The following is a 22,912-nucleotide window of genomic DNA, read 5'->3' as shown; positions in this document are numbered from 1 at the left end:
AAACAAGAAGGAACAATATACTAAATGCCCCTTCTTATTCAAAAGCTATACATTTGTAACTCTTTTCCTTTGGAATACAGCGACGTCTTTATATTCTTCTGTTAACATTCTTGAAATCCGCAAATAAATAGGAATTAATTCTTGATAGATTTCGACATTTGCCTGATTTGGCTCATGATGGTGAGTGGCACCTACCATATCCGATACGCTGTTTAATGTTTCGACCTCACCAAGACTGTATAAACCAAGAATTGCGGCACCAAGGCAGGAGCTTTCAAAGCTTTCAGGTATGTATACTTCCTGGTTAAAGATATCCGCCATCATCTGTCTCCAAAGCTCTGATCTGGCAAAGCCGCCGGTTGCCTGGATTTTCTTTGGAGTACCAATTAGCTCTTCCAGCGCGAGCATAACAGAATATAAGTTATAAATTACCCCTTCGAGGACAGCCCGTATCATATGCTCTCTCCTATGATGCAGCCCTAATCCAAAGAACGAGCCTCTCGCATTGGCATCCCATATAGGAGCCCGTTCTCCAGCCAAGTAGGGATGAAATAACAAACCGTCAGAGCCAGGGTTAACTCCTGCTGCGATTTCCGTCAGCATTTCGTACGGGTCTCTTCCCAGCTTCGATGCGGCTTCCACTTCGGCAGTTCCCAGCTGGTCGCGTACCCACCTGAATACCATTCCCCCATTATTAACAGCCCCGCCAATTACCCAATGCTTCTCAGTTAATGCATAGCAAAAGATCCTTCCTTTTGGGTCCGTAACTGGCTGGTCGGTAACAGCCCTTATAGCACCGCTTGTTCCGATTGTGACCGCCACTTCTCCTGGTCCGATGGCATTTACACCTAAATTTGATAAAACGCCATCGCTTGCTCCCACAACAAAAGGAATATCCTTCGGCAAGCCCATTTCTCTTGCGTATGCCGGGTCCATCCCGGATAAGCAATATGTTGTTGGCACCGGCTTAGAAAGCTGCTGCTCGGAAATCCCAGCCACCGCCAGCGCTTCCTGATCCCAGGTTAATGAAGCAAGGTTAAACATTCCTGTTGCAGAGGCAATGGAAAAATCAATAATATATTCGTTAAAAAGCTTTAAAAAAACATATTCCTTAATGGAGATAAATTTATGGGTTCTCGAAAAAAGTTCTGTCTGTTCATGCCTGAGCCAAACCAGCTTTGACAGTGGTGACATTGGATGGATAGGGGTGCCGGTCCGAAGATAAATCTCATGCCCGTTCATTTCATTTTTTATTTTTTCAGTCCATATGGCGCTTCTGTTGTCCGCCCAGGTGATGCATTTTGTTAACGGCATTCCTTCCTTATCAACGGCTATAACACTGTGCATCGCCGAACTGAATGACACACAAACAATGCTGCTTGGGGAAACATTGCTATTTTTAACAGATTGTTTAATAGTGTTTATGACTGCATTAAAAATCACGTCCGGATCCTGCTCAGCAATGGCGGGCGTAGGTGTTGACAATGTATATTCCGCAGCTGAATATGCTATAACAGTTCCAGCTGCAGAAAAAAGTACCGTTTTTGTGCTGGTTGTTCCGATATCTACCCCAATGACATACTTTTGGCTCACAAAACCTCTCCCCTTCCGCAGTTTAAACTTATATATATTTATATTATTATAAACGTTTCTAATTTCCTTGTTGATAACGGTTAGTCCCATAATAAGCTTTAGTAAGCGCAGGAGTAAATAACGAATTCTTGGCCATCATCGCCATTTATATAACCCAAGCACTGATCCCTGCAGCTTAAAAACGCAGGCCAAACATTAGAAATCCTGGAAGCGCGGTAAACAGAGTGAATAGTCGACAAAAACAACGATTAATCACGGAGGCAAAACGGCGATTTGGCAGCATTTACGGGGAAATTATACAGGAGCTATATATTTGGTCACAAAACTGTAATATTACTACACAGACCCTTTACCTTACTAAAATATTAACTTAATATTCCTCCTATATAGTAAATCTTGTTAATAGTTACTATATACTTGGAGGGAAAAACATTGAGTAAACTGAGCAAAAGGGTTGCAGGTATGACACTTGCTGGAGCAGTCGCTTTTTCTGCCTTAGGAATCAATGCTAAGAATGATAGCATTAAAGCAAAAGATACTAAAAAGGAACCAACCAATGTAATTATGATGGTAATGGACGGAACAAGTGCTGGTGCTACTACCCTTTCAAGATGGTATAAAGGCGGAAATCTGGCATTGGACCAAATGGCGGCAGGCGGCGTTAGAACATATTCTGCAGAATCCGCAATTACTGATTCAGCTCCTGCGGCAACTGCTCTTGCTACAGGCAATAAATCAAACGATAAATACATAGGCGTGCTTCCATCCGCAGTTAACTCACCTGGCGTTAAACCAGTAGAATCCAAGGACTCTCAAAGACCGGTTGCAAATGTTCTCGAGGGAGCCAAGCAGCAAGGTAAAGCAACAGGAATCATCTCCACATCGGAAATTCAGCATGCCACACCGGCCGGATTTTCTTCCCATGTCACACACAGATCTAATTATGGCGATATTGCTGAACAGCAAGTCTATCAAAATATTGATGTAGTCTTAGGCGGGGGCAAGGAATCTCTAACCCCAGGATCAACAAAAAACGCGAGGCAGGATGGCGAAAATCTTGTAAAGGTATTAGAGAGCAAGAAATATGATATAGTTGTAAACCGTACCGAGCTCCTGAATTCTAAATCCAGTAAAATCTGGGGCAGCTTTGCCCCAAGTGCGCTTGCATACGATTTTGACCGCAAAACTACTAAGCCAAGTGAACCGACACTTGCTGAAATGACAGATAAAGCAATCAATACATTAAATAAGGATAAGGACGGCTTTTTCTTATTTGTAGAAGGAAGCAAGGTGGACTGGGCTGCACACGCAAACGATACAGTCGGGATCATCAGTGATGTTTTAGCATTTGATGATGCAGTTAAAAAAGCTCTTGACTTCGCTAAGAAAGATGGAAACACCATGGTTATCGCAGTTAGTGACCACGGAAACAGCGGAATAACTATGGGTAACGTAAATACTAGTTCAAGCTATCCGAATACTCCAGTTTCTGCTTACATTGATCCGTTAAAGAAAGCGAAAATGACAGTTGAAGGTGCATTGAGCCAGCTTAAGGAAGATAAATCGAACCTGGCAGACGCAGCGGCACTGTATGGTCTTGATAACTTAACAGCCGAGGAACTGAAAACATTAAAAGCTTCGAAAAACATCGGTTCAGATATGACAAAGATGCTCGCAGCCCGCGCTAATATTGGCTTTACAACCGGCGGCCATACCGGGGAAGATGTATTCCTTTATTCTTACGGTCCGTCCAGACCATTTGGCTTGGTTGAAAACACTGACATTGCTAAAAAGATGGCCAGTTTCATGGGCTTCGAATTAGGCCAGTTAACGAACAAGTTATTTATCAATGCTAAAGATGCTCTAACGAAAAAAGGATATTCAGTTCGTGTTGATGCCGCAGACATGGCTAATCCTGTACTTGTAGCACAAAAAGGCAGCCAAATAGTACAGTTCCCTGCTAATAAAAATATCGTAATCCAGGGAACAGGCGTTACAAAAGAAGTGAAAGGCCTCAATGTATACAACGGAAAAGACTTCTATATTTCTGAGAGTGCACTGAAGTTTGTTAAATAATGGGATAAATACGAAAAAGCCAGTTCAAAATGACTGGCTTTTTCCAACGCAATCGACAAATCCCGGATCTATTTTACTTTCAGTAAACGCAGCCCATTTAATGTAACAAGCAGTGTCGCACCCATATCCGCAAATATTGCTATCCAAAGTGTTAACCACCCCGGAATGACAAGCAGCAGGGCAATTAATTTTATAAGAAGAGCAAAAGTTATGTTCTGCTTGATAATCCCTAAAGCTTTCCGGCTCAGTTTGACCGTGAAAGGAAGCTTTCTTAAGTCATCACCCATAAGGGCAATGTCTGCGGTTTCAAGTGCAGCGTCCGTTCCTGCTCCTCCCATCGCCACACCGACTGTGGCGGAGGCTAGAGCTGGGGCATCGTTTATACCGTCACCTACCATAGCAACCTTTCCAAACTTGTTTCTCATCGCTTTTATATAATCCAGCTTATCCTGCGGCAGCAGCTCCGCCTTTATTTCCGTAACACCTGTTGTTTTTCCAATTGCTTTTGCAGTTCCATAATTATCACCGGTAAGCATGATTGTTTTAGCAATACCTTGAGCATGCAGACGTTCAATTACTTCCCGGCTGCTTTCCCGAACAGCATCCGCAACGGCAATAAGGGCAAGTATAGCTTTTTTAGTCCCAAAAACCATGACCGTTTTTCCTTGTTCTTGCAGCAGGAGAGTTCTTTCCTTCACTGAAGACACTATGCAATTCTCGGTTATCTCATTGAAAAAGGCAGGACTGCCTATATAATAGTCAGTTCCGTCTACAGTCCCTTTTACCCCTTTTCCAGTTATCGATACGAACTGATCAACGGCCATATTTTTGAAAGCAACATGCTCCCTTTCGGCCTTTTTGATAATGGCTGAAGCGAGCGGATGCCGGGACCGATCCTCCAGGGCAGCAATAATGGATAATAATTTTTTCTTTTCCTCAGACTCAAAAACCTCAAAATCGGTTACCTCTGGAATCCCTTGCGTCAGCGTACCCGTTTTATCAAAGGCAAAAGCTTTTATCGCACCCATTTCCTCTAAATGAATTCCGCCCTTAATGAGGACACCATTCCGTGCGGCATTTCCAATTGCCGTCACAATGGATACCGGGGTGGAAATGACGAGCGCGCACGGACAGCCAACAACCAGAACCGCAAGCCCTTGATAGATCCATTCATTCCAATTTGCACCCATTAAAAAAGGGGGCACAATTGCTACTAGGAGTGCAACGAGAATGATAACCGGTGTATAGTATTTAGCAAATCGGTCAACAAAGGCCTGGGAAGGGGCTTTCTCTGCCTGGGCTTCTTCCACTAAATGAATGATTTTAGCGATTGTAGTATCTTCGACCCGCTTCGTAACTCTGACTTCCAATAAGCCTTCTTCATTCAAGGTGCCTGCAAACACTTCGTCATCAGTGTTCTTTTCTGCAGGAACAGACTCTCCTGTAATCGCAGCCTGGTTAACGGATGAGCTTCCCTTAACCACCACACCGTCCATCGCAATTTTTTGGCCGGGTTTCACGATCATGATGTCATTGACCTCTATGTCATCTACATCAATTATCATCTCGGTGTCATTTCTTCGAATCAGCGCATCGTTTGGAGCAATTTCCATGAGTGTCCGGATAGATTTACGGGCCTTATCCATCGAATACTTTTCCAGTGCTTCACTGATAGCAAAAAGAATAACCACAACTGCCCCTTCACTCCACTCGCCAATTAGGGCAGCCCCGATGATTGCAACGGTCATCAGTGTCCTCATATCGAACTCTAAGCGAAAAAGATTCTTCAATCCTGTTTTAAATAAACCATACCCTCCAATGATGATCGCCGCTGCGAAAGCAATGATTGTTGAGGAGCCGTCCTCTCCGTTTATCGCTAATGAAACATATCCCATCAGTAAAAAGAAAAGAGAAACAATTAGGGAAGCATGCTGCTTAATAAAGGGAACTTTTTCCAGGGGTTCCTGCGGGCCTTTTTCGGGCATGATTTTCAAATTTTCAAAGGCGCCTGCTCCTTCCAGTTCCGCAACACTTGTCTGTCCATAAACTGTTATCTTGGAGGCACCGAAGTTTACATTTGCATCTAAAACACCATCCAGGCGTTTCACGTTCTTCTCGAACGTATTGGCACAGCCAGCTCAGGAAAATCCATGGATGCGGTACACATGTTTTTCCGCAGATTGGTTAACGGCCTCAGACACGGTGCATCACCTCCTCTTGATGGGCAACTGCTAATTGAATTAAGTGTTTCACATGCTGGTCGTCCAGAGAATAATAAACGAGCTTTCCCACCTTCTTATGCTTAGCAAGCCCAAGGCTTTTTAGCAGCCTTAAGTGATGGGAGGCTGCAGCTGTTGTTACCCCGGCAATATTTGCAATATCACATACGCATAACTCTTCTTCCAAAGACAGTATATACGCAATTTTAATTCTTGTGTCATCGGACAATGCTTTAAACATCTTGGCAGCTGCAGCAGTATTTTGTTTCTGTAAAACCGAAGCTATCCGATTAACCTTTTCACTATCTATACAGATTATCTCACAAGCATCCTGTTCTTCCATAAATCCGCCACCTTTTATTCAAACAGTTATTTGATTGTATTTTATTCAAATAACCATTTGATTGTCAAAGAAAACTATAGTAAAAAGCAAAATAAAAAAAGAGTGAATATAGAGATTCTCTCTCATTAAATCACTCTTTTACATTTTCTAATGAATCAGTTTTTTCGGCGCCGGACATTGCTGATAATGAATCCGCTTTTAGGAAGGGCAGGCATCCGCACAAGGCTATAACTTAAATCCTGTTCGGATTCCGGTACATCATACTCAATTTCGCTTGTCAGAAAGGACATGCTTTGTTTCATCGCCTCTATCGTAACCCATTCTCCCGGGCAGCGGTGCGTCTTGTAATAATCTCCCCCTCCCTGCGGAATGAGGTCGAATAAGCCGCCCTTCCAATCGCTGAACCGATCAGGACGGAATTCATCAGGATTTTCCCAAAGCATGGGATCATGGTTGGTTCCATATATATCAAGCAGCACTAATTCGCCTTTTCTGAATTGGTTTTCGCGCCATGTAAACTCATTGCGGACTCTGGCACCCAGGAACGGGCCGAATGGATAAAAGCGGCGGATTTCCTGTACCATCGCTGCAATATCATGCTCGTTAGCATCTGTCATCATTTTGCGGTATTGGGGTTGATCGTGTAAAGCAAGAGCACCAAAAGTGATATATGTGGCGATGGCAACAATTGGCCTCAATACATTGATGAGTTCAACCGCTGCCATGCGGGAATCCAGTGGATTCCCGTCCAGTCCCCGATGCCGGGCCATAGCATAAGCAGCCGTCCCCTCGGATGCATCCAGCTTGCCATCCCGGATTTGTTCAATAATTTCTTCAATCCACATTTCTGCCCTTTTTCTGGCTCTCCTTCCTGCCCAGTGCCTCGGCCCAACAGCCCCAAAAGCGTCTACCATAGCTCCAAAATCACGAGCTCTTTGCTTTACTTCTCCTTCTTTCAAAGGAACACCAGCCCATTCACACGCAACCCTGCACAGAATCTCCTGGGCTTCATCAAAAAGCACTACCCGCTCCATTTGTTCCCAATTGTTTACTCTCGCCTGCCAATGCTTGCCGGTTAGTTCGCCCAGCTTTTTTATGCTGTCAGGGGTCATTAGAGACATAAAGAGCAGCTTGCGATGTTTGTGTGCCTCACCATCCATTGCTTGGATTGCATTTTCTCCAAATAGCGTTTTCTGTACCCGTTTTGGAGCCGCTCCCTTGCGCTGGAATCTCTCATTATCATAAAAAACTCTTGCAGCTTCCTCTCCGCTCATGCAGATTACCTTTTCACCCATCAGGCGTGTTTGAAAAATATCTGTCTGGAATTGGCGGCACCTGTTTTGAATAAAGAGATAGCCTTCCTTCAACAGGGAAAGGCTATTATCCAGGCCTTTTTCACGTGGTATTTCACTGGTCGTTTTCATAGGATCCAAGCTCCTCACATAAATTTGTTTCATCTCAAGCAATTCTTTTATGTAACAGATTATTGTTAAGAGTATTTTTCCCGGTAAAATATTATTCAAACAGCATGCTGCCTGGGTTTGAACATGAATAATAAATCATGCTCCCGGTTTAGAGAAAGAAGGCAAAGATCGCGCTTCTGCAACTTCCTGGATAGCAAAAAAAACAGCACTTTGAAATGCTGCTTTTTGATCCTCCGCCTGAGATTATGTCTGCCAGACTAATTACATACACCATGGTGGCTTGGACATCCATTGTCCTCGTATTCAACCTGAATTGTGCTGTGCTCAATTCCATAATCATCATGAAGGATATTCTGGGCCTGATGGAGAACAGTATCATGGTCACCTTCCCCTGCAATGGCAATATGGCAGCTTAAGGTTGGAAACTCGGAGGTTATCGACCATATATGCAAATCGTGAATGTTTTTTACATACGGAATAGCCGATAATGACTGTTTCAACTTCTCCATATCGACTTGTATAGGAGTACCCTCCATCAAGATATGGATAGATTGCTTCGTGACTCTCCAGCCGCTGATGATAACAAGGAATGCTACTATCACGCTTGCGACTGGATCCGCGATTCCCCACCCAAAGAACATGATCAGCAAGGCAGCTGCAATGGCTCCCGCTGAACCCAGCATATCTCCTAAAACATGCAGGAAAGCGCTTCTTACGTTTAAGTTTTCCTCTTTGTCACCTCTCATAAGAAGCCATGCGGCCAATATATTAACCAATAAACCAGTTATAGAGATCAATAGCATCCCCAAGCTTTGTACTTCAGGCGGATTGGTAAATCTATGGTACGCCTCATAAAAGATATATAGCGAAATGACAATCAAAGTTATCCCATTGATAAAAGCAGCGATAATTTCAAATCGTTTATAGCCGTATGTTTTTGTTTGTGACGCATTCCGTTCTCCTAATTTTATCGCAAAAAGGCTGAGTCCCAGTGCGGCTGCATCGCTTAACATATGGCCCGCATCCGATAATAAGGCAAGGCTGTTCGTTATCAGCCCTCCCGCCACTTCTACTATCATAAATCCCGCTATCAGAAGAAATGACCAAAATAAAGCTTTCTTATTTCCAGTATGTGCATGGCTATGTCCATGGCTGTGGTGTCCATGAGAATGGCCGTGATGATGTCCCATAAATATCTCTCCCTCTAACATATGAGTATATGCTCATATACATTATGCAAGAGCTATCCCATATGTTCAAGTTTTATTTTTAATTTTAACTTCGAGGAAGCTGTTTAAACTTTATACACCGGCAAAAAGAAAAGCCGGGTGTTGGAACTAGACATCTGTACTATTGGTTAAGAAAAAAACACTCTATTTTAAATTACTAATTGACATATAAATCCATTTAAAATATCCTATATATGAACATATGCTCATACACTTATTTTAAAGGGTGAATATTAGTGATTTATGATGTATTGATAATCGGGGCGGGTCAAGCAGGTTTGTCAATGGGTTATTTTTTAAGGAAAACTTCTTTATCTTTTTTAATTATTGATAATAATGAACGAATAGGTGATGTGTGGAGGAAAAAATACGATTCACTCGTTTTATTTACTCCCCGCTCCTATAGTTCTTTGCCTGGCCTCATGCTGAATGGGGATCCTTCAGGTTTTCCCTCTAAGGATGAAATGGCTGACTACATGGAGCAATACGCCCTCACCTTTAATCTGCCAGTCCAATTAAATGTGAATGTTAAACGAGTTATTAAAGAAAATACCCTATTCCATATCCATACGCACGATTCTGTCTTTAAGGCAAAAAAAGTTGTGATCGCAACAGGTCCCTTTCATACTCTCAGAATCCCTTCGTTTTCAGATCAGCTTTCCATTGATATTGTTCAATTGCATTCTTCTCAATACAAAAATCCTGCACAGCTTCAGGATGGCCCTGTTTTGGTCGTCGGGGCCGGTAACTCCGGTGCACAAATCGCGGCGGAATTATCTGAAGAAAAGGAAACCTATTTATCCGCCGGCCAGGATATCCGTTTTTTTCCATTAACCCTCGGAAGCAAAAGCATCTTTTGGTGGGCCGATAAACTAGGCATCTTAAAGGCCAGCCAGAATACTTTTATAGGTAAAAAAATTCAAAAGCAAGGCGATCCTATTTTTGGATATGAACTCCGGGAAGTTCTAAAGAATGGTAAAATCAAAGTAAAGGACAGAACGTCTCATTTCTATGAAAACAAAGTGGTGTTTGAAGACCAATCCTCCATCCAGGTTAACAATATTATATGGGCTACTGGTTTTATTCAAAGTTACACTTGGCTGGAAATACCGCAGACTTTTTATTCAAATGGTAAAATAAATCATGAACGGGGAATCTCAAAAGTTGAGGGACTATATTTTCTGGGCCTTCCATGGCAGCATAATCGAGGCTCTGCTCTTATTTTGGGAGTCGGAGATGATGCGAGATATCTGTATAAATACATAATATCTAATTGAGTTTTTGAAGGTGAGGGTGCAAAATGAAACAAGAAGATCATAGCTTTTTATCACCGGATACGGCAGATGAAGCATCGCGCATCTTTAAGGCGCTAGCTGATCCAACCAGGATTAAAATATTATATTTGTTGTCGCAAGAAGAATGTTCAGTCAGCCACATCACCGAGGTACTCGAAATGACCCAATCGGCAGTTTCTCATCAATTAAGTTATTTGCGCAATCTTAGGCTTGTTAAATACCGGCGCGAGGGCAATACCTTCTTTTACACTTATGATGATGAGCATGTTATTAATTTAATTAATCAGGTTTTATCCCATATCGAATGCAAGTAAGAAACGCGCAAGCGCTGGACCCTGGAGCCAGAAATCTGTACTTGTCAAAAAAGTTTATACTTTCTTACCTTTGAAAGCCCCTGTTCCAATATGCGGAACGGGGGCTTTTTTCACAAAATAGAACAAGAGATCAAAATTTATTCGTACATAGACTGAACCTGTTCAAGATCCAAAATTAATTGATTTATCTCATCCTGTGACAAATGAACCGGCATTTGATCGTATAATGTAAGGATTTGCCCGCTGCTATCATTCTGATTCTGCTTAAGATAAGAATAGATGTTGTTAATCTGCGCCTGATTTAAAACGGATTCGGTAGATAAATTTTTCACTCTCTGCAATGAAAATTCATTATTGGCCTGATCAAAATCACCTGAAATAATATGGCCTTCTAATATCATTTGTGAGCCTCCTTACACAACAAGTAATTTAGGAAGTAGAAAGAAGCTAACATGACCTGTTAGTACTTTACAATCATAAAGATAAATCATCCAGCCCAGGGCTGTGCTCGTTTGGCAATTCAGGCAATTGAGGAACCGGGAACCCTTCAGGCGGCGGCACAACCTGCAGTTGTCCGCCATTTCGGCTTGGTGATTGCCCCTGGAAAATCTCCCCTATTTGTGTCGCATCCAGTCTGAAATTAAACTGGGCATTATGGAATCCCATGTCTACATATTTTCTGCACTCCGGATACTTGTTTATATCATAATTCGGTACAGGGAAAAGCTTGCCCCAATCTACACCCAATGTCTCCAGCGCTTTAGCAAATGCGTTTTGGTGGGCATTATCACGAACAATCAAAAAAGCAAGTGTCTCTCTAAACGTTTTATTCGAGCTCATCTCATAAATACGGGATTTTTGCAGCACACCAGTCGACTCAAGGACTAAGTTGTCGAGAAGGTCGCCGATTAAATTTCCGTGGCTGTAAACCCATGACCCATTCCAAGGATTTCCTGCAGCATCCTCAGGCACTGAACTTTGGGCTCCGATGATAAAGTGGTGGGGGTTCGAATGCTTGACAGCTTCATCAAGAGGTGCATTGTCTGCCCCCGCATTTCCTGCTTCCCTTTCTCCGGCACCATTCAGAAGCATATTAATCGTTGTTTGTACAAGTTCAACATGAGCAATTTCCTCGAGAAATATCCCGCGCAGCAGGTCGCGGAATTGCTTTTTCTCTCCCCGGAAGTTTGAGCCTTGGAAAAAATATTGCATCATCGTTCTCATTTCACCAAAATGTCCGCCTAATATCTCCTGCATAACTTTGGCAGCAGCCGGATCCGGCTTGTCAGGTACAATTATATTAATTAAATCTTCTTTGTAAAAATACATATTCCATCCTCCCTCTTGAATTTATGTCTTGGATTTATTTTTTGATTAGGAAATAAATTTTATTCTCTTATTACCGATGACTGCTTCTATTTATTGTTGGCAAGGTTCGTACTGAAGAGTTCACTTCTTATAGGGTCGTTTGTGGGTATTGGATTTTGAAAACCGGCACATCTTAACAAAAAGGGGTGATTTCATGCCTAGTTCAGAAAAGACGAATAGTAATAACCGATCAAAAGGCAAAAGCAGCGAAGACCCTATGCAGAGTGTCGATCAATTTACCAATGTAATATTTCAAGCGGTGGATAATGCAGTAGAGGATGATAACAATGAAAGAAGTTCAAAAGAATAGCATTGCAGTACAAAAAAACGGACAAGCCTAAAATAATCAGCAGGTCCGTTTTTGAAGATTATTGCGTTTTAATCGGCACTTCCACTCTTAAATAATCCCTTATAAATTCATCTTTATCCACACTCATTTTCAATAAAATCTCACCCGAGAAGTTTGGTTCTTTCTTAAATTCCTGTTCAAAGACCATCCGGCTATCACCAGTTTCTACCCTTTTTTTGTCTAAAGGCACTCCTGAGATTCCGTTTTTATCAGTAATCACCATAAATTGCTGCTGCAGCGAAATATCGCCTTTAATTTCAAAGTTCACTTTTACCGTTTTATCTGTTTCTGTAATCGAGTTTATATTTATGTGGTTGTCTTTATCTACAGGTACATTTACTGGAAATTTGCTCTTATTGCTGAATTCATAATGCTTAACCAAAGGATCATTATCAAATTTCAATTGTCCGGTTTGAGCAAGGCTTAAGATGATTTTTTCCGGAAGGCTTTTAATTTCAGGAAATGACACTGAATACTTGCCGTTCCCAGCTGGATTAAGAATACCGTATCCAAGCCCAAGAAGTGTCCCTTTAGAGTCATATATCGCCACACATGTATTCGCTAATGAAATAGAATTTTTTCCTGGATCGTTCTTCTGAGAAAAAACAAGATCTGTATGGCCAGGCTTTACTTGAATTTCCTCAATGGAAACCACGGTATTTCCTTTTTCCCATTTCTTTTGAATATTAGGCTTCAGAACAACTGTATCCTCTTGCAGCTTCTGGTTTTCAATCGGTGTGTTAAACTTCCATTCCCCTTTGTTTCCATATACTTCATTAAGAGTCATTTGAAGGGTTTTGGCATTATTGGAATTAAAGTTAATATGCATTATACCGCTTATTTTATTACCTTTCTTCTCGATTTCCTCAAAGGACCACATATAACTTTCTTGTTTCCCATCCAGCTTGATTACAGGGGTAAAAGGGTCCGCATCTGCTTTTTTCATTTCTCCCAGGCTTTTTTCTGATTGAATAGTATAACCGACAGACATGTTCAGCCCGTCAAAATAAACATCTGAAATGTTCACCAGTATGCCATTGGCTTTAGCGCTTTTTTGAACTTCGTTAACATATCCCTTTTGGACAGCAACTTTAGTAATCTCCGACTTTGACTCTTCAAAAAGAGAACCGACCAGCGGGACTTCCTTTAACACGGCCGCCATAGCTGGAGAGACATAGCCGGAACCGATAACAATACCAAATGCTGCAGCAGTGGCAATGGCTGATTTTGCCCACCGATAATTTTTATGTTTTTTAGGCTGTTCATTTACAGGCACCCTCGCCTTCTGCTCTTCTGCTATGAAAGATACATTTTGGGCAAATTGATACAATGAATCAGGTACTTCGATTGAATCAAGGGAGTCTTTAATTTGTTCTTCTAATGTTTTCAATTTAGTTCACCAGCCTTTGAAAAGTGATTAAATTGCTTTTTATTTTTGACTGAAGCTTGTGTCTGGCCCGACACAATTCGGTTTTTACAGCTCCCTCTTTTTTAACTAATTGACTTGCAATTTCCCTGATCGTTAATTCCTGATAGTAATAAAGAATTATCAGGATTCTATCTTTTTCCGGCAGCTCCAGGATTTTTTCAAGCAGGTTCAGCCTATCTTCTTTTTCCAGGACAGTTTCTAGCGGCAAAGCAGCCTGATCGGCTATTTCATATGTCCCGCTCGATTCACAGTTTGCTTTTTCCTTACTGGTGCGCCTAACGATATCAAGTGACCTTGACGTAACTAGGGTAAAGAACCAGCTTGGAAACATACGTATTTCTTTTCCAGCCATGATATTTTTATAAGCCTCGAGCAAAGAGTTCTGCACAGCATCCTCCGCTGATTCTTTTGATTTCAGAATGCTGAACGCAGTTGCATAAGCCTTTTTTATGTATGGATTCACCAGTTTGCCAAACGCTTCTTTATCTCCGCTCTGGCACTGTTGGATCAGATCTTGGACAAGATCCATTGCCGTCACCTCATTTACTGCTATTTTTGTTTTTCATAATTAAGGCGAACAGGATTGCCAATTGGTTACAATTTTCGGGTGATTTTTTAATAAAAAACAGCCTTACGGTAAAGCAAGACTGTTTAAGCTGTATAAAGTTTTTCATTTCTAAACACTCAGGATTCGGTTATTTGCCGATAGACGATAGTGTAAGAACAATGGAAAGAACAAATTTCATACTCGATGCATGGAAATCAGCTTTTTTCGTAAGGAACTTCTACTCAAACAGCTGAATCTTTGGGTCTAATCCCTTTTGAACAAGTGCAGTATGCAATTGGGCCCGGTGATGATACATATGCGAGATGATTTGCAGCAGCCATTCATATTTTGGGCAGGCGGCTCCCCACCATGAAGCAATGACAGTATCAAGGTCATCCTGTCGCTGGGACTTTACCTTTGATGTTAAATAATCAAAATTAATCAGAAGCGCTTCTTTAAGCTTATCTTTGTCCATTGGCTGATTCGCCGCATAAAACTTATCCATCTCTTCCTGAGATGCCCCGTTCATAATCAGCCAGTCTGCTTTATAAATTACCGCCATGTGGGAGAGTAATTGCCGGAATGTCCTCTTATTCCCACAAATTTCAATATCAAGGACATCATCTCTCAAAAGATCGATCATGCTTATTATCGTTCTATTTGCTACCTCCAGCTGATTAAAAACAGATTTTAAATAAATATCCATGGTTTACCTCGTTTTTATTCTATTTAATCATTTTTGTTATTTATCCGACAAACTTAGTAAATCGTATTTTCTTCCTTATGTATTTCCGGTAAAAAATAAATCGAGAGAGGACAACATTTTTGTGGCTGTTGAGGCTGAGGAAAGTTTTAAGAAGTGTTTTATTTCGTTATTAGTAATGGTACTGCCACGTAAAAGACAATAGTCACTTAATGCTTCTAAATGGGCTTCCTTGGAAATATGTTTGCATTCCGGACAAATCCAGTTAGAGGCTTTCTTTACCATGGGCAGGGACTGGCAGCTTGGACAGTGAACACCTGTTAGAAGCTCTGTCGCGGAGATATGAAACTTTTCCAATATATCAGGGGAAAATGGAGTATCTTGTTTTACTGCCTGACGTGAAATCCGCCTTAGTTCCTTTATTGTAAGAATATCCTTCGTGAACTTGGTCTGGATTAACTTTATTTTATCAGTGAGGTTCTCGCAATTAATGACCTTGTTTATAGCACTGTGGTGGCGAATATCGCTTTTTATGACAGTGTATGGGTTGCTGATCACCACTAGTGTTTCAATCGGTATTTTGGTTTGGCCTAGCTTTTCTAACCAGTTTCCCAAATGTTCTTGTTGGCGCCGGATCTGTAAAAGAGGATTTGGAAATGCTTTTTCCGATCCCTTTGTTTTGCGGATGAATTGGTTGAAGAGAGAATCGAAGTAAACAGAGCCTGAAATATTTTTTACCTCAATAATCAGGAAGAATTTTGCGGAAAGAATTAATAAATCGAGCTGAAAGAGTTGGTCTTTATCGGCCAGCCGCAGATCATGAAGAATAAAGTATTCTTGTTCTGGAAGTTCCCTAAGGTAAAAATCTACCGCTTTTTCACCATTATAGCCTGCCATACTCCTTGCTAATGCCTCTTCAATCTTATCGCGTTTTGAATGGGTTCTGGGCAATCTTCGTAAAAGAGCCCTCAATTTCTTCTGATATATAGAAATTTCTAAGTTCTTAACGATCATTTCATCACTCCCTGTCGGTTTTAGTAATAGTTCTACCTGGCAAGGCGTGTTTCCTGCTTTGAAAAATGATACTGAATGTACTTTTTATAGTAATTTATCCAAAATGAACAATATTCTATCCGAATTCAAAATAATCCGTCCAAAGCACTAAATAATTAAGCCGTTTTTCATTTTATTTAATCAAACCAAAGAGAAGCGAGCCTAACCGCATAAAAGGCACGGATTTACCGTGCCCCCAGAAGTCCATCTCATCTAGTTCTAGTTAGTTATTAATATATTTTTCATATACCTCGCCAAAGTCCTTTAAGTGGTACTGTTCGCGGACGGAGGTTAGCCAGGTGAAGCCGAAGTCTGTTAAGTCCCTGTATGTATCAGCTAGTTTAATATCTTCAGTTCGGGAATTTTGCAGAACATTTACAGCTTTATCTAAGCTTTGAGACGCCATTTTAATGTAGATATCATTTTCATATGTGATTTCAGAGATTCTCAGCAGTGATTTATAAAGATCTTTTAATTGCTCAATTTGTTCTTTTTTCACATCAATATCAAATTGCTCTTTGCCGACCATGAATTTGATCTCAACATCCATATCAAGTTTACCGGCTGTCTCCAAAAACACACTGGATATCTTATGCTGTGCGTAAGGATAACGTTTGAGCGTTCTTTTGGAAGAAACGGCACTTTGTCCATCTACATGGATGATAGCCAGATTAGTAAAGCAGTATTCATCAGCTTTTGTTTTAATTAAAAAGTAGATCTTTTCGTTATCTTCATGCATGACATAATCGTCAGCATCCGTCTTATCGTAGTCTGACGGGTGGATAATTTTTCCGATATCAGATAAACCCAATGCATCAGAAGCAATCTTTTTAAACATCTGTATCATCCTTTCAAATCCATATTTCTTTTTTATTTTAACAATAGACAGAGATTAATAGAACCTTTTTCCAAAATTTGTTTTCCTTCTTACAAATTAAATATTTAAAATTATATAAAAAAACCACCCAGCCGACTACCGGCAGTGGATGGTTTGGAAATCAATATATAGAGTTTTCGACCCGTTCTTCAGCGGGCAGTGTTGTTATCCTGGGATGCTGTCCCTTCCTGTTCTGCGGCCGAATCAGTTGCTGAGCTCCCCATTTCCTGAGTTCCGTTGCCGTAGATCACACTTTCTGAATTACTAACATTAATATCGTTAGATGCAGCCTGGCCGCCTGCTCCGGAAACATCTCCAGAAGCATACCCGGCTGTTCCGTAAGAAGCCGGCGAGACGGAAGCTGATACTCCGTATGTACCCGCTTGAGTTCCATACGTGTCCGATAAAGTGGAGGCTGATGCTCCATATGTTCCCGTTTGAGTCCTGTATGTACCCTGTGAAGCAGAAGCTGACGTTCCAAAAGTACCAGCTACTGGATTTCCGTAAGCAAACGGGTAGGAAGGTGATGTTCCATAAGCCGGCTGCACGCCATTAGCCATGGTTTGTCCAGGGTATCCAGAAAATTGACCAGCACTTCCAGTCCCTTGGCCTGCATTTCCATAATTTTGTCCTGTGTAACCAGTATTTTGTCCAAAATACTGAACCTCAAGTGCACGGTCAGCCGGCTGATATCTGTGCAGAAGGGTTTTTGCTGTATTATCATTCAATGTAGGCACTGGGTAAAGACCTTGCTCATTCATGAACAGAAAAACTTCATAAGCTTGATTCGCACAGTTTGTCGCACTGTTTATTAACATTTTACGCAGGTTAGGATCAGCACACTCAAGCGCAGCCCACATTCCATTTCTGGCTGCATTTTTGTGGCAAAGCAGCATGGCAGTTGTGATTTCACGGTCGCTGTTGACTGTTCCATACTGTGGAGTGAACTCCGCCTGTGTATTCATTCCGTATTGAATTTGCTGCGGGCTTATTCCTCTTACTTCTGTATTAGGAGGAATCGGGACAAAAGTTTTGTAATCATGTGTGTATGCAACAAATTCATTATAAGACCTGATTTCCTCTTGCTGATGGCGAATGATTATGTCTAATAATTGCGGGTTGTTTGTTTCATTCGCATAAATGTTAAAGTGCGTGATCATATTTATTTTTTCCATCAAAATCTCGTGTACTTCCATTGCTTCATGGGCGCCAAACGGCATGGGGGATCACTCCTTTTAAATTTTTCACTTCAAAGGTTAATATCCCCACATACCAAGTGATTATACTTTTTTATGAGAACATTAAAAATATCTCAAGAATAAAAGGAATTGCGCTAGCGTCCTGATGAAGAAAGAACGGCAAAAGTGCGCCAAGCCCTCTGCGTCGGGGCTGGGGGCTGGAGCTAGACATTATACTTGTAAAAAAAAGCTGCTTTCTTATCTAGCAAAAAAGAGCAGACCAAAGGTCTGCTCTTTCATGAATTATTAGCCTAATTCGACATTGTGGTACACTTGTCTTACATCTTCTAAATCTTCTAATGCATCAATCAATTTTTCGAATTTTGCCAGTGAATCCTCTGGAAGCTCTACATCATTTTGTGCAAGCATCGTTAATTCCGCTACTGTAAAATCAGTTATGCCGGCATTTCTAAATGCTTCTTGAACTGCGTGGAACTGTTCAGGCTCTGCATAAACGATGACCGACTCTTCTTCTTCGATTATGTCCCGGACGTCCACATCCGCTTCCATTAGAAGTTCAAGCGCTTCATCTGCTGTTTTGCCTTCGATTCCAATAACAGCCGTTGCATCAAACATATAAGCTACAGATCCGCTTACTCCCATGTTTCCGCCATTCTTGCCAAATGCCGCACGTACATCTGATGCTGTACGGTTTACGTTATTGGTTAGTGCATCTACAATTACCATCGAACCATTTGGTCCGAAGCCTTCATAACGGAGCTCATCATAGTTTTCCTCTGAACCGCCTTTTGCTTTTTCAATCGCCCGGTCGATGATTGCTCTCGGCACGTTATATGTCTTTGCACGCTCAAGTACGAATCGTAAAGATTGGTTTAACTCAGGATCCGGTTCACCCTGCTTTGCTGCCACATAAATTTCACGTCCAAATTTAGCATAAATACGGCTCGTATTTGCATCCTTTGACGCTTTCTTTTCCTTAATATTGTTCCATTTACGGCCCATATTGAACACTCGCTTTCAGCTTTGAATCAGAATAATGGTAAATAAAATAAATAATTATGCTACTTTAACACTTTACATAATAACGTTTTTATAAAAAAACCTCAACACATAGGATGAGAGTTTTCATTAACTTATGAAATAAAGAATAACACGATATTTAACCCCATCTGTTATAGATTTACAAATTTAACGAGATACGCAAGCCGAAATTTGGAGTTAAATCAGGAAACCCGAACCCTCTTAATTGGATATAACCTTAATGATACAAATGTGCTGCATTTTTTTAATCAAGACTAAAGAGAGCTATTTGGCTCTCTTTTATTAGTGTACGGATTATTCCATTATTCCCACTTTATGTCTAACAGGTAAAAAGAACCATAAATAATAAGGAAATTATTCCGAAATAAAGAATGTCCCCCTCGTCTCTGGAAATTACTAGAAGGATGGTGTCTTAAATGATTAAGACTATAGGAAGGCTAAGCATTGCATTAATCTTAGTCCTATCCTTAAGCATATCGGGTTTAGTCATGCCAACGGAAGCTGCAGGAAGGACATTTACAGTAACTGCGGATAACCTAAATGTAAGGTCAATGCCTGGTACACAATATAAGTCAATCGGCAAACTGAAACGAAATCAAACTGTGACGGTTTTACAGCAGCAAAAAGACTGGTCAAAGATCTCTTATGGAAAAGGGTATGGCTGGGTATCATCTCAATATATTAAACCTAAAACCTGGACTGGTTATGTAAATGCATCATCTTTAGTTTTAAGAAAAACAGCCAGCCTAACCGGCACGAAATTAGCTTCTATGGCTAAGGGAACGCCCCTAACTGTTCAAATTCAGCAAGGAAGCTGGATGATGGTCTATGTACCAAGCAAAAAACTTACTGGCTGGGTATCTTCTGCTTATGTTTCAAAAACAGCTGTTACAGCTCCGCCAGCTACAAGCTCTAACGCAAATACTTATTACGCAACCGTGGATTCCTTAAATGTCCGATCCCTGCCATCAATGTCAGGTAAAGTACTATTTACTATGACTAAAAATACAAGTGTACAATTAATTGAGAAAAATGGCTCATGGGGAAAAATTAAAACAGCCAATGGTACAGGATGGGCTTTGCTTACTTATTTAAGCAAAAACAAAATGACAGCCGTTCCTGCCCCTATTCCAATGCCTGGCACCTCCTATGTAAAAGGAAAAGTAATTGTTATGGATGCAGGACATGGAGGAAAAGATCCGGGAACAAGCGGTAAAGAAAATTTAGAAAAAACGCTATCATTTAAAACAATGAATGCTGTATCGGCTTTATTAACGAATGCAGGAGCAAAGGTTATAAAAACAAGAGAAAGTGATTATTACCTAACCCTCCAGCAGCGCGTAGCAATTAGCGAAAAAAATAAGGCTAATGCTTTTATCAGCATCCACTATAATGCAGCAGGTTCAAAAAGCAGCGGTATCATGTCGTTTTATTATACGTCATCAAAAGACTATAAACTCGCCGAAGAAATACAGGATGGGATGATCAAAGAAACACGCATGAAGGATCTGGGAGTTAAATTCGGTAATTTCCATGTTATTCGGGAAAACAGCCAGCCCGCAACACTGCTCGAGTTAGGATTTTTGTCTAATCCAACTGAAGAAAAAATTGTAGCTTCTGCTGCATTTCAATCCCAGGTATCAAAGGGGATCTTTAACGGAATAAACGAATACTTTAAAAACAACCGCTGATAAAATATCGGCGGTTGTTTTTATTAGAGTATTAGCCATAACAAGTGAAAGCAATCTTAAGTGAAGTAAACCGAAATTTCAGTGAAAACAAACTGGTATGCTGCCACTAATAAATCGTAAATCACAAACCTTCCATAATGGGTAAGTATTAGACCTTGAATTCTCCTACCATTTCTTGTAAATCAATGGCCATTTGTGAAAGAGAAGCTGCAGATGCAGTTATTTCTTCCATAGAAGCTAATTGCTCTTGAGTCGATGACGCAACAATTTGTGAATGAGTTGACGTTTCTTTTGAAATCGACGTTATTCCTGAAGCTGAAACTGAAACCTCTTCAACGCTTGCTGACATTTCTTCTGCTGTGGCTGCCATATCATCGATTTGTATACTCATTCTTTCCATTGACTCTATAATTTCAGAAAAGCTAACTTGCGTTTTTTCGACAATTCCTAAGCCTTCATGAACCTCTGCCTTTACACGACTCATGGATTCATTAGAACGCACCATATCCTTTTGAATCAACTGAATTAATTCCGTAATGCGGGTAGCAGATTGCTGTGATTTCTCAGCTAATTTTCGAACTTCATCAGCTACTACTGCAAACCCTTTACCATGTTCGCCTGCGCGAGCAGCTTCAATTGCTGCATTAAGTGCTAATAAATTCGTTTGGTCTGAAATTTCAGTAATCACCTTTGTAATTTCACCAATTTGTTTTGAACGGTCCTCTAAAAGCATGATAACTTTTCCACTCTCATCTACAGACGAATGAATGGCGTTAATTTGTTTTACAGTTTCTTCAACATGGGTTCCGCCTTTTTTCGCCAGCCTGCTTGTTTGCGCACCTGAGTCTGCAACCAAGGAAGAATTTGCAGCAATATTACTAATTCCCAAAGTTACTTCCTCCATTGCTTTTGCACTTTCTAGAACATTCGCGGTTTGCAATTCCGCACCTGCCGCAACTTGTTGAATAGCCTCTGTTATTTGTTCCGAGGCTTTACTCGTTAGTTCTGAACTAGCCGTTAACTCCTCAGATGAGGCAGCTACTTGTTCGGAGGTTTCTATTACTTTCTTAATCATAGTGCTTAGATTATCTCTCATACTATTGTAGCTATTCGTTAACTCACTAAGCTCATCCCCTTTTTCATCGACAACTCCTTTTGTAAAGTCTCCATTACCTGCTTTATGTAAGGCATCTGCGATATTATGTAATCTTTTTCTAAGATTACGAGTGAATAGATAAACAACAAAGGATGCTATAATGATAATCACTACTAAAACAATCACAAATTTCTTCAAAAAAGAAGATATCGTCTCCTCAATTATTTTCTCAGGTGCCCCTACATAAAAAATCCCAATTGCTTCTCCCTTACTATCCCTTATTGGCATATAAGCTGTTTGATAAGTATTTCCAGCTACTTCTGCTTCCCCATAATAATTTTTTCCTTCCTTTAGAACAGTTTGGGCGACCCCTGAAGAAACTTGTGTGCCAATCGCACGTTCCCCGTCCTTAAATACGTTGGTAGCGATACGAGTATCACCTAGAAAAATTGTTACGGTATCTCCTGTATCCTCGCCAATTTTATCTGTAACCTCAAAATTTTTGTTTAACGCCGTAGATCCTTTATATAACTTTCCGTTTTGAATTCTCCAATCTCCAGCGTATTTATGGTTTATATAACGATAAGCTAAATGCAAATCGCCTTTTGCTTTTTGAACGGCGAAATTTTTGATCGCCTCTGTTACTTCACTAAAGACAACCATGCCTACTGCTACAGATAAAGATAATATTATTGTCAAAACGATAATGTTTATTTTCGTCCCTAATGTAAGTTTAAGTTTACTTGTATTCATAAATAGTTCTCCCAGCCTTTTGGCAAAAATTTTTATCTATCCAGTTGATTCTCTTATTGTGTTACCCAGCCGTATAAACTTTATCTCAATTAATGTACCAAACTTATGATTATTGAATTAATCTAGGTTATTAGAACTAACACTCCCTCTGACTGTTCAATTGCTGACTTTAAAAAAATGAACTTTGTTTCATAATGTAAGTACATGGACTAATTAATGAGCAACCATAATATGCGGGAAATACTATCAATTCTACTGAAGTATCATATGGAATAATTCTCCTGTTGTCTAACTGCTTTCAATCATAAAACCT

The 22,912-nt window shown here is 40.6% G+C and carries 20 protein-coding genes; 5 read left to right on the top strand and 15 right to left on the bottom strand.

Annotated elements, in window-relative coordinates; all coding sequences use genetic code 11:
* Nucleotides 1-45: 45 nt before the first annotated feature.
* A complete protein-coding gene (gene gntK / locus CVD28_RS09945) occupies nt 46-1,593 on the bottom strand; it encodes a gluconokinase (protein WP_142384754.1) in 1,548 nt (515 codons plus the stop codon).
* 432 nt (nt 1,594-2,025) lie between these two features.
* Here gntK and CVD28_RS09940 point away from each other — a divergent pair, with 432 nt between their 5' ends.
* Nucleotides 2,026-3,669, top strand: a complete 1,644-nt coding sequence (locus CVD28_RS09940) for an alkaline phosphatase (protein WP_374702511.1) — start codon at nt 2,026-2,028, stop codon at nt 3,667-3,669.
* A gap of 68 nt (nt 3,670-3,737) precedes the next feature.
* Here CVD28_RS09940 and CVD28_RS09935 read toward each other — a convergent pair whose 3' ends face one another.
* The 4 genes from CVD28_RS09935 to CVD28_RS09920 all read right to left on the bottom strand — a co-directional run bounded on the left by CVD28_RS09935 (nt 3,738) and on the right by CVD28_RS09920 (nt 8,845).
* Nucleotides 3,738-5,870, bottom strand: a complete 2,133-nt coding sequence (locus CVD28_RS09935; protein ID WP_101592212.1) for a heavy metal translocating P-type ATPase — start codon at nt 5,868-5,870, stop codon at nt 3,738-3,740.
* Entirely contained in the window at nt 5,863-6,231 is a 369-nt protein-coding gene (locus CVD28_RS09930) for an ArsR/SmtB family transcription factor (protein ID WP_101592211.1), read from the bottom strand. The genes CVD28_RS09935 and CVD28_RS09930 overlap by 8 nt, the downstream gene beginning before the upstream one ends.
* Before the next feature lie 155 nt (nt 6,232-6,386).
* Nucleotides 6,387-7,655 carry a cytochrome P450 gene (locus CVD28_RS09925; RefSeq protein ID WP_101592210.1) on the bottom strand — a complete coding sequence of 423 codons (1,269 nt, stop codon included), beginning with the start codon at nt 7,653-7,655 and terminating at the stop codon, nt 6,387-6,389.
* A gap of 257 nt (nt 7,656-7,912) precedes the next feature.
* A complete protein-coding gene (locus CVD28_RS09920; RefSeq protein WP_101592209.1) occupies nt 7,913-8,845 on the bottom strand; it encodes a cation diffusion facilitator family transporter in 933 nt (310 codons plus the stop codon).
* 278 nt (nt 8,846-9,123) lie between these two features.
* Here CVD28_RS09920 and CVD28_RS09915 point away from each other — a divergent pair, with 278 nt between their 5' ends.
* Both CVD28_RS09915 and CVD28_RS09910 read left to right on the top strand, forming a co-directional pair.
* Nucleotides 9,124-10,161 carry a flavin-containing monooxygenase gene (locus tag CVD28_RS09915; RefSeq protein WP_374702516.1) on the top strand — a complete coding sequence of 346 codons (1,038 nt, stop codon included), beginning with the start codon at nt 9,124-9,126 and terminating at the stop codon, nt 10,159-10,161.
* A gap of 23 nt (nt 10,162-10,184) precedes the next feature.
* Complete coding sequence (locus tag CVD28_RS09910; RefSeq protein WP_101592207.1) at nt 10,185-10,493, top strand: ArsR/SmtB family transcription factor; 309 nt, start codon at nt 10,185-10,187, stop codon at nt 10,491-10,493.
* 137 nt (nt 10,494-10,630) lie between these two features.
* On the opposite strand, the gene CVD28_RS09905 is transcribed toward CVD28_RS09910, so the two are convergent.
* Both CVD28_RS09905 and CVD28_RS09900 read right to left on the bottom strand, forming a co-directional pair.
* Nucleotides 10,631-10,894 (bottom strand): hypothetical protein, encoded by a 264-nt coding sequence (locus tag CVD28_RS09905; RefSeq protein WP_101592206.1) that lies wholly within the window; start codon nt 10,892-10,894, stop codon nt 10,631-10,633.
* 73 nt (nt 10,895-10,967) lie between these two features.
* Entirely contained in the window at nt 10,968-11,822 is an 855-nt protein-coding gene (locus CVD28_RS09900) for a manganese catalase family protein (RefSeq protein ID WP_101592205.1), read from the bottom strand.
* Nucleotides 11,823-12,015: 193 nt separating this feature from the next.
* On the opposite strand from CVD28_RS09900, the gene CVD28_RS28005 reads away from it, so the two are divergent.
* Nucleotides 12,016-12,171, top strand: a complete 156-nt coding sequence (locus tag CVD28_RS28005) for a hypothetical protein (RefSeq protein WP_180954092.1) — start codon at nt 12,016-12,018, stop codon at nt 12,169-12,171.
* 58 nt (nt 12,172-12,229) lie between these two features.
* On the opposite strand, the gene CVD28_RS09895 is transcribed toward CVD28_RS28005, so the two are convergent.
* The 7 genes from CVD28_RS09895 to CVD28_RS09865 all read right to left on the bottom strand — a co-directional run bounded on the left by CVD28_RS09895 (nt 12,230) and on the right by CVD28_RS09865 (nt 19,020).
* Nucleotides 12,230-13,600, bottom strand: coding sequence for a DUF4179 domain-containing protein (locus CVD28_RS09895; RefSeq protein WP_101592204.1), 1,371 nt, complete (start codon nt 13,598-13,600; stop codon nt 12,230-12,232).
* A 1-nt stretch (nt 13,601) separates the two neighbouring features.
* Complete coding sequence (locus tag CVD28_RS09890; RefSeq protein ID WP_101592203.1) at nt 13,602-14,168, bottom strand: RNA polymerase sigma factor; 567 nt, start codon at nt 14,166-14,168, stop codon at nt 13,602-13,604.
* Nucleotides 14,169-14,424: 256 nt separating this feature from the next.
* Nucleotides 14,425-14,892: a DinB family protein gene (locus CVD28_RS09885; protein WP_101592202.1), complete on the bottom strand. Its 468-nt coding sequence runs from the start codon at nt 14,890-14,892 to the stop codon at nt 14,425-14,427.
* 75 nt (nt 14,893-14,967) lie between these two features.
* Nucleotides 14,968-15,903: a nuclease-related domain-containing protein gene (locus CVD28_RS09880; protein ID WP_101592201.1), complete on the bottom strand. Its 936-nt coding sequence runs from the start codon at nt 15,901-15,903 to the stop codon at nt 14,968-14,970.
* 262 nt (nt 15,904-16,165) lie between these two features.
* Nucleotides 16,166-16,780 (bottom strand): PH domain-containing protein, encoded by a 615-nt coding sequence (locus CVD28_RS09875; RefSeq protein WP_101592200.1) that lies wholly within the window; start codon nt 16,778-16,780, stop codon nt 16,166-16,168.
* A gap of 188 nt (nt 16,781-16,968) precedes the next feature.
* Complete coding sequence (locus tag CVD28_RS09870) at nt 16,969-18,039, bottom strand: spore coat protein (RefSeq protein WP_101592199.1); 1,071 nt, start codon at nt 18,037-18,039, stop codon at nt 16,969-16,971.
* A 264-nt stretch (nt 18,040-18,303) separates the two neighbouring features.
* Nucleotides 18,304-19,020 carry a YebC/PmpR family DNA-binding transcriptional regulator gene (locus tag CVD28_RS09865; protein ID WP_101592198.1) on the bottom strand — a complete coding sequence of 239 codons (717 nt, stop codon included), beginning with the start codon at nt 19,018-19,020 and terminating at the stop codon, nt 18,304-18,306.
* 455 nt (nt 19,021-19,475) lie between these two features.
* Here CVD28_RS09865 and CVD28_RS09860 point away from each other — a divergent pair, with 455 nt between their 5' ends.
* The gene (locus CVD28_RS09860) at nt 19,476-20,750 is read left to right on the top strand and encodes an N-acetylmuramoyl-L-alanine amidase (protein WP_101592197.1); all 1,275 of its coding nucleotides are present in this window, start codon (nt 19,476-19,478) and stop codon (nt 20,748-20,750) included.
* Nucleotides 20,751-20,898: 148 nt separating this feature from the next.
* Here CVD28_RS09860 and CVD28_RS09855 read toward each other — a convergent pair whose 3' ends face one another.
* Nucleotides 20,899-22,599, bottom strand: a complete 1,701-nt coding sequence (locus CVD28_RS09855) for a methyl-accepting chemotaxis protein (RefSeq protein ID WP_101592196.1) — start codon at nt 22,597-22,599, stop codon at nt 20,899-20,901.
* Nucleotides 22,600-22,912: the final 313 nt, after the last annotated feature.

Source organism: Bacillus sp. M6-12, assembly GCF_002860285.1.
In the GTDB taxonomy this organism is placed as follows: Bacteria; Bacillota; Bacilli; order Bacillales; family DSM-1321; genus Peribacillus.
This window is presented reverse-complemented; position numbering and strand designations above follow the sequence as displayed.

Excerpts from the sequence above, each read along its gene's own strand:
- CVD28_RS09870 (WP_101592199.1), bottom strand. The coding sequence starts at position 18,039 with ATGCCGTTTGGCGCCCATGAAGCAATGGAAGTACACGAGATTTTGATG.
- CVD28_RS09890 (WP_101592203.1), bottom strand. The coding sequence starts at position 14,168 with ATGGATCTTGTCCAAGATCTGATCCAACAGTGCCAGAGCGGAGATAAA.
- CVD28_RS09910 (WP_101592207.1), top strand. The coding sequence starts at position 10,185 with ATGAAACAAGAAGATCATAGCTTTTTATCACCGGATACGGCAGATGAA.
- CVD28_RS09885 (WP_101592202.1), bottom strand. The coding sequence starts at position 14,892 with ATGGATATTTATTTAAAATCTGTTTTTAATCAGCTGGAGGTAGCAAAT.
- CVD28_RS09925 (WP_101592210.1), bottom strand. The coding sequence starts at position 7,655 with ATGAAAACGACCAGTGAAATACCACGTGAAAAAGGCCTGGATAATAGC.
- CVD28_RS09865 (WP_101592198.1), bottom strand. The coding sequence starts at position 19,020 with ATGGGCCGTAAATGGAACAATATTAAGGAAAAGAAAGCGTCAAAGGAT.
- CVD28_RS09875 (WP_101592200.1), bottom strand. The coding sequence starts at position 16,780 with ATGTTTAAAAAGATTGCTTCTGATGCATTGGGTTTATCTGATATCGGA.
- CVD28_RS28005 (WP_180954092.1), top strand. The coding sequence starts at position 12,016 with ATGCCTAGTTCAGAAAAGACGAATAGTAATAACCGATCAAAAGGCAAA.
- CVD28_RS09855 (WP_101592196.1), bottom strand. The coding sequence starts at position 22,599 with ATGAATACAAGTAAACTTAAACTTACATTAGGGACGAAAATAAACATT.
- CVD28_RS09920 (WP_101592209.1), bottom strand. The coding sequence starts at position 8,845 with ATGGGACATCATCACGGCCATTCTCATGGACACCACAGCCATGGACAT.
- CVD28_RS09905 (WP_101592206.1), bottom strand. The coding sequence starts at position 10,894 with ATGATATTAGAAGGCCATATTATTTCAGGTGATTTTGATCAGGCCAAT.
- CVD28_RS09880 (WP_101592201.1), bottom strand. The coding sequence starts at position 15,903 with ATGATCGTTAAGAACTTAGAAATTTCTATATATCAGAAGAAATTGAGG.
- CVD28_RS09930 (WP_101592211.1), bottom strand. The coding sequence starts at position 6,231 with ATGGAAGAACAGGATGCTTGTGAGATAATCTGTATAGATAGTGAAAAG.
- CVD28_RS09900 (WP_101592205.1), bottom strand. The coding sequence starts at position 11,822 with ATGTATTTTTACAAAGAAGATTTAATTAATATAATTGTACCTGACAAG.
- CVD28_RS09860 (WP_101592197.1), top strand. The coding sequence starts at position 19,476 with ATGATTAAGACTATAGGAAGGCTAAGCATTGCATTAATCTTAGTCCTA.